Source organism: Halomonas sp. (assembly GCF_041689495.1).
Lineage (GTDB): Bacteria > Pseudomonadota > Gammaproteobacteria > Pseudomonadales > Halomonadaceae > Halomonas.
Genome location: NZ_JBDNGD010000026.1, coordinates 1 through 5,686, shown reverse-complemented (window position 1 = coordinate 5,686; position 5,686 = coordinate 1). Strand labels below are relative to the sequence as shown.

Sequence of the window (5,686 nt, the reverse complement as noted above, 5' to 3'; positions counted from 1 at the left end):
GCCCTGACTTTTTTCATCGGCCTGACGATCTATGCGGTTTGGCGCAAGCAACGCCATGACGCCTGCTGTGACCGCCCATCAAACAAGGAACCACGTCCATGAATGATGACAACAACCTGCATATCGCCGTGATCGGCAGTGGCGGCGCGGCCATGGCGGCAGCCCTGAAGGCTGCCGAACGCGGCGCCCGCATCACCCTGATCGAACGCGGCACCCTCGGCGGCACCTGCGTCAATACCGGCTGCGTGCCCTCGAAGATCATGATCCGCGCCGCGCATATTGCGCACTTGCGCAAGGAGAGCCCCTTCGATGCAGGCCTGAGTGCCCAGGCACCGGTGGTGGATCGAGCTAGGCTGCTTGAGCAACAGCAGCGGCGTGTCGAGGAGCTGCGTGACGCCAAGTACGAGGGGATTCTGCGCGACCATCCGGCCATCACGGTCCTGAACGGTGAGGCCCGGTTTGTCGATGCCCAACATCTGACGGTCACGCTGAACGAGGGCGGCGAGCAGACCGTCCGCTTCGATCGCGCCTTTATCGGCACCGGCGCCCGGCCTGCGATGCCGCCGGTGCCCGGTTTAGCGGACACGCCCTATCTCACCTCCACCAGCGCGCTGGCGCTGGATCATATTCCCGAGCGCATGGCGGTGATCGGCGCCTCGGTGGTGGCCGTAGAGTTGGCCCAGGCGTTCACCCGGCTGGGCAGCCGGGTCACGGTGCTGGCCCGCAGCCACCTGTTGTCTCAGGAGGACCCGGCGGTGGCTGACGCCGTAGAGGCGGCATTTGGCCGCGAGGGCATCGAGGTGCTCAAGCATACCCAGGCGAGCCGCGTGGACTACCTCGATGACGAATTCGTGCTGGACACCAATGCCGGGACATGGCGGGTGGATCAACTGCTGGTGGCCACCGGACGGACACCCAACACCGAGGCGTTGAACCTGGGGAGCATCGGCGTGGAAACCAAGCGTGGCGCGATTCGGGTGGATGAGCGCCTGCAAACCACCGTGCCGGGTGTCTATGCCGCCGGTGACTGTACCGACCAGCCGCAGTTCGTGTATGTGGCCGCCGCCGGGGGCAGCCGGGCCGCCGTCAATATGACCGGTGGCGAGGCCACCCTGGACCTCAGCGCCATGCCGGCGGTGATCTTCACCGACCCTCAGGTAGCCACCGTCGGCCTGACGGAAGCCGAGGCGCTAAAGCAGGGCTTCAGCGTGGAGACCCGCGTGCTCGAGCTGGAGAACGTGCCGCGTGCGCTGGTGAATTTCGACACCGCTGGTTTCATCAAGATGGTCGCCGAACGCGACTCGGGGCGGTTGCTGGGTGTGCAGGCGGTGGTAGGGGACGCCGGTGAGTTGATCCAGACGGCGGTGATGGCACTACGCGCACGCATGACCGTGCAGGAGATCGGCGACGAACTGTTCCCCTATCTGACCATGGTGGAAGGACTCAAGCTCTGCGCTCAGACCTTCACCAAGGACGTCAAGCAGCTATCTTGCTGTGCGGGATGAACTGTCACGGGAGAATGAGGCGATGAACCTTTTGACACGAATCACCGACAAGGCGGGCCCTATGGGCAGCGTTGTCTCGGGGATGGGCTGCGCCGTGTGCTTTCCGGCGCTGGCGAGCATTGGCGCCACCCTGGGCCTCGGGTTTCTGGCGTCCTGGGAACGGGTCTTCATCACCACCTTAATTCCCTTGTTTGCCGTGATCGCCCTGGTTACCAATATCTTGACATGGCGCATCCATCGCCAACGCTACCGCGGCCTGCTGGGTGTGTTCGGGCCGCTGCTGGTACTGGTGGGCGTCGTTCCCTTCCAGCTCAAATTAGGTCAGTACGCCACCTACGCACAATTCGTCTTTTACACGGGTCTCACATTGATGATCATCTCGTCGGTCTGGAACGCTCTACACCCAGCCAAGCGTCATTGCGCCTTACCGCACTCCGCCCCACGCGACAGGAGAGTGAGGTTATTAAAACACCACAAGGCACAGCGCTGGCGCAATGCATTATCAATGCAAGCCAGATATCTGCTAGTCAGCACACTGAACCCCATCAGGAGATTATCAGCATGGCGCAAGCATTCGATCTTATCGTCATCGGCGTCGGGATGGCGGCGGTCAGCGCGGCCAACAAATGCGCCTCGACGGGCTGGTCGGTGGCAGTAGTGGATGAACTGCCTTACGGCGGCACCTGCGCACTGCGTGGATGCGACCCGAAGAAGATCCTGCGGCGGGGTGCGGAAATCATCGATGCCGCACAACTGATGCGTGGCAAGGGGATCGAGGAAAACGGCGTGACAATCAACTGGACGGACCTCGTTGCCCACAAACGCAGCTTCACCGACAAGATGCCGGATACCATCGAGAAAGGGCTCAAGAAAAACGGAGTCGCCACCCTCCATGGAGCGGCCCGCTTCGTGGGGCCCAACACGGTCGAGATCGGCGACGAACGGTTCGATGGTCGCTACTTCCTGGTGGCGACTGGCGCCATGCCAAGCCCGGTTGACGTTCCCGGTGAAGAGCACCTGATCGACAATGCCCAGTTCATGGAGCTCGACGATCTGCCGAAACGCATCCTATTCGTCGGGGGTGGTTACATTTCTTTCGAGTTCGCCCACATGGCGGCACGCGCGGGGAGTCGTATCACGATCATCAATCGCGGTGCTCGACCGCTCAAGGTGTTCGATCCTGACCTGGTAACCAAACTGCTGGAACGTAGCGCAGCAGCGGGGATCGATGTCCAACTTGGCACGACGCTGAAGTCGATCGAGAGCACATCTAACGGCTTCGTCATTGTCGGCGAGCAAGATGACAAGGAGCAGCAATGGAACGCCGACTTGGTGGTGCATGGCGCTGGCCGAGTCCCGACGCTCGAAACGCTTGATCTGCAAGCCGCCGACATCCAGGCCAGCAAACACGGCGTTGTCGTCAACGAGTATCTGCAAAGCGTGTCCAACCCAGCCGTGTACGCCGCAGGCGATGCCGCCGACACGAGCGGTGCGCCGCTGACGCCCGTGGCCGTGTTCGAGGGCAAGGTGGCCGCCTCCAACATACTCAAGGGCAACCACAAAACCCCTGACTATTGCGGCGTGCCCAGCGTTGTCTTCACCCTTCCTGAGCTTGCCCGTGTCGGCATGCTCGAATCGGAAGCCAAGGAGGCGGGCCATGATGTACGCGTCCAGTTCACCGATACCAGCGGCTGGTTTTCCAACCTGCGCATCGGCGAGCCTACCGCCGCGGTCAAGGTTCTCGTCGATAACGCGACCGACGAGATAGTGGGTGCCCATCTGCTCGGCCCCGGATATGCCGAATTGGTCAACATATTCGGGCTAGCGATCAAGCTGGGTCTGAAGGCCTCCGACCTGAAGACGATGGTGCCGGCTTACCCCACCGTCGGCTCGGATCTGGGTTCAATGTTGTGAGAGGCCCACCTGGCCACGAGAGCATCGAGACGATAGGACCGAAGAAGGGGGACAACTATCGTTCCATGCTGGTTATTTCAATATTGCATGAAATATATAATTCAACTACCATTGAAATATGGCAATCGCTGATGATGAAATCGCCGCTAAGAAGCTCTCCGCACTTGCCCATCCTGTGCGCCTGGCCGCCATCCGACGACTGGTGGTGGCCGGCCCCGCTGGCCTACCCGCCGGTAGACTCAGTGAGTCCTTGGGCATCAACCCGAATGCCCTGACGTTTCATTTGCAGAAATTGGCCCTTACCGGACTCGTCCAATCCCGCCGACAAGGACAGTTCGTCATTTACTGCGCCGTATTCGACGACCTGCTGGACCTGGCGAATCATCTTGTCGGCGCCTGCTGCGCCGATGCGGCGGAAACGTGCGGGCCGCGCTGTCCCTCAAGCGGAGGCGACGTAGTACGGCCATCGCACCCTCATTGCTCTGAAAAAGGAAGCCAAAATGACTGAAGCCCTCACTTCCGATAAGTCCTGGCTGCGCGCCGCCGGCATCGGCGTGGTCGTAGCACTGCTGACAGCGGTGGTCTCAGTGGCATTGCTCAAGGCCGGGGTATCACCATTCCCCCAGCCACCGTCACTGGCCTTCGCCGAAACCCTGATGGGCCGCCAGCTACCGCTTCCGGCGGGCCTGCTGTTCCATACGGCCTATGTCACCTTCTGGTCAGTGGTGTTCGTGCGCTACTTCCCTCGCAAGAATCTCCTGACGGCGCTTGGCCTTGGTGTAGGGCTTTGGCTGGTGATCCTGATGGTGTTCTTCCCCATCGTGGGCTGGGGAGTGGCTGGGCTGCAAATTGGCCCCACGCTGATTCCGGCTTCTGCCGTACCACATCTGCTGTTTGGCGTGCTCTTGTGGGGGCTGGACAAGTATCTGCCCGGTAACTCGGTCCGCGCGACGTAGGAGGGAGCATGGCGACGACGATCGACACGACAACCTTGCGAGACTGGCAGCTGCAACAACGCGAGTTCACCTTGGTGGACACCCTGCCGGCAGGCAGCTTTGTCGAGGGGCATCTTCCCGATGCCATCAACATCGTCTCGGATGACGTCCTGGCTGTAGCGCCCGATAGGCTCCCCGATAAGCAGGAAACCATCGTGGTGTATTGTGCCAGCACCTCGTGCAAGCGAGCCGGACTCGCCGCCGATAGGCTTGCCGGCCTCGGTTATACCCAGATTTATCATTACGTTGGTGGCAAAAAAGCTTGGGTGAACGCCGGGTTGCCATTAGCGCAGTGACCACCGAGGATAGATGCGCCTTTAGAGGCCCTGCTGCCGGGTTTTCCCGGTGGTGGGGCCTCTTCACTTAGCGTCCCATTGATTACCAAGGTAATGAACCTCATGTCGACCGTATTCATCTATTTCGCGGCCGCACTCGCCGAAATTGCCGGTTGCTTTACCTTCTGGATCTGGTGGCGGCTCGACAAGACGATGGGCTGGTTATTGCCGGGGTTGGCCAGCTTGGCACTATTCGCCTGGCTGCTCAGTCTGGTTGACACTGACTACGCGGGGCGCGCTTATGCCGCCTATGGCGGTATCTACATCGCCACGTCGCTGCTCTGGTTGTGGTTGGTGGAGCATCGCCCACCCGATCGCTGGGATATGATCGGCGCAAGCATCTGCTTGATCGGCGCCGGCGTGATTCTGTTTGGTCCGCGTAGCGTCTGATGCAGAGTTTCAGTGCGAATGCTGGTTGACCCGCTTCGATAGCCCTCTGGCACCCCGGCGAGCACCACACCATACCCTCCGATAATTCGGCGGGTTCGCGCAACTCCGAGACCTTGAGGTGCACAGCGGGCTTATTAGCATCGGACAGCGGCAGGTTGAAGATGTGCGTCTCGGCGCCCATCGCCTCCAGCAAGCGGGCCGCGTGGACTACACCGGCAATGAGTTTGTTCTCGACACCAACGCCGGGACATGGCGGGCGAATCAACTGCTGGTGGCCACCGGACGGACACCCAACACCGAGGCGTTGAACCTGGAGGGCATCGGAGTGGAAACCGCACGTGGCGCGACTCGGGGCGGTTGCTGGGTGTGCAGGCGGTGGTAGGGGACGCCGGTGAGTTGATCCAGACGGCGGTGATGGCACTACGCGCACGCATGACCGTGCAGGAGATCGGCGACTAACTGTTCCCCTATCTGACCATGGTGGAAGGACTCAAGCTCTGCGCTCAGACCTTCACCAAGGATGTGACGCAGTTGTCGTGTTGCGCGG

The 5,686-nt window shown here is 61.2% G+C and carries 8 protein-coding genes and 2 pseudogenes; 9 read left to right on the top strand and 1 reads right to left on the bottom strand.

What is annotated here, in order from left to right; all coding sequences use genetic code 11:
* The 8 genes from ACESMD_RS00735 to ACESMD_RS00700 form a co-directional block, all read left to right on the top strand.
* A partial coding sequence (locus tag ACESMD_RS00735; protein ID WP_372609385.1) for a mercury resistance system transport protein MerF occupies nt 1–102 on the top strand: 102 nt, incomplete at its 5' end.
* Nucleotides 99–1,505, top strand: coding sequence for a mercury(II) reductase (gene merA, locus ACESMD_RS00730; protein WP_372609384.1), 1,407 nt, complete (start codon nt 99–101; stop codon nt 1,503–1,505). The genes ACESMD_RS00735 and merA, both read left to right, overlap by 4 nt.
* Before the next feature lie 22 nt (nt 1,506–1,527).
* On the top strand, nt 1,528–2,163 hold the full coding sequence (gene merC, locus ACESMD_RS00725) for an organomercurial transporter MerC (RefSeq protein ID WP_372609383.1): 636 nt from the start codon (nt 1,528–1,530) through the stop codon (nt 2,161–2,163).
* Complete coding sequence (locus ACESMD_RS00720; RefSeq protein ID WP_372609382.1) at nt 2,067–3,419, top strand: NAD(P)/FAD-dependent oxidoreductase; 1,353 nt, start codon at nt 2,067–2,069, stop codon at nt 3,417–3,419. The genes merC and ACESMD_RS00720 overlap by 97 nt, the downstream gene beginning before the upstream one ends.
* A gap of 118 nt (nt 3,420–3,537) precedes the next feature.
* Entirely contained in the window at nt 3,538–3,927 is a 390-nt protein-coding gene (locus ACESMD_RS00715; RefSeq protein ID WP_372609381.1) for an ArsR/SmtB family transcription factor, read from the top strand.
* The gene (locus tag ACESMD_RS00710; RefSeq protein WP_372609380.1) at nt 3,920–4,375 is read left to right on the top strand and encodes a hypothetical protein; all 456 of its coding nucleotides are present in this window, start codon (nt 3,920–3,922) and stop codon (nt 4,373–4,375) included. The genes ACESMD_RS00715 and ACESMD_RS00710 overlap by 8 nt, the downstream gene beginning before the upstream one ends.
* Before the next feature lie 8 nt (nt 4,376–4,383).
* The gene (locus ACESMD_RS00705) at nt 4,384–4,710 is read left to right on the top strand and encodes a rhodanese-like domain-containing protein (protein ID WP_372609379.1); all 327 of its coding nucleotides are present in this window, start codon (nt 4,384–4,386) and stop codon (nt 4,708–4,710) included.
* A gap of 102 nt (nt 4,711–4,812) precedes the next feature.
* Nucleotides 4,813–5,139 (top strand): YnfA family protein, encoded by a 327-nt coding sequence (locus ACESMD_RS00700; RefSeq protein ID WP_372609378.1) that lies wholly within the window; start codon nt 4,813–4,815, stop codon nt 5,137–5,139.
* Between the two features lie 55 nt (nt 5,140–5,194).
* Here ACESMD_RS00700 and ACESMD_RS00695 read toward each other — a convergent pair.
* A pseudogene (locus ACESMD_RS00695) lies at nt 5,195–5,350 on the bottom strand (arsenical resistance protein ArsH); the annotation flags it as partial.
* Between the two features lie 137 nt (nt 5,351–5,487).
* Between ACESMD_RS00695 and ACESMD_RS00690 the strand changes: the two are divergent.
* Nucleotides 5,488–5,686: pseudogene (locus ACESMD_RS00690) on the top strand (mercuric reductase); the annotation flags it as partial.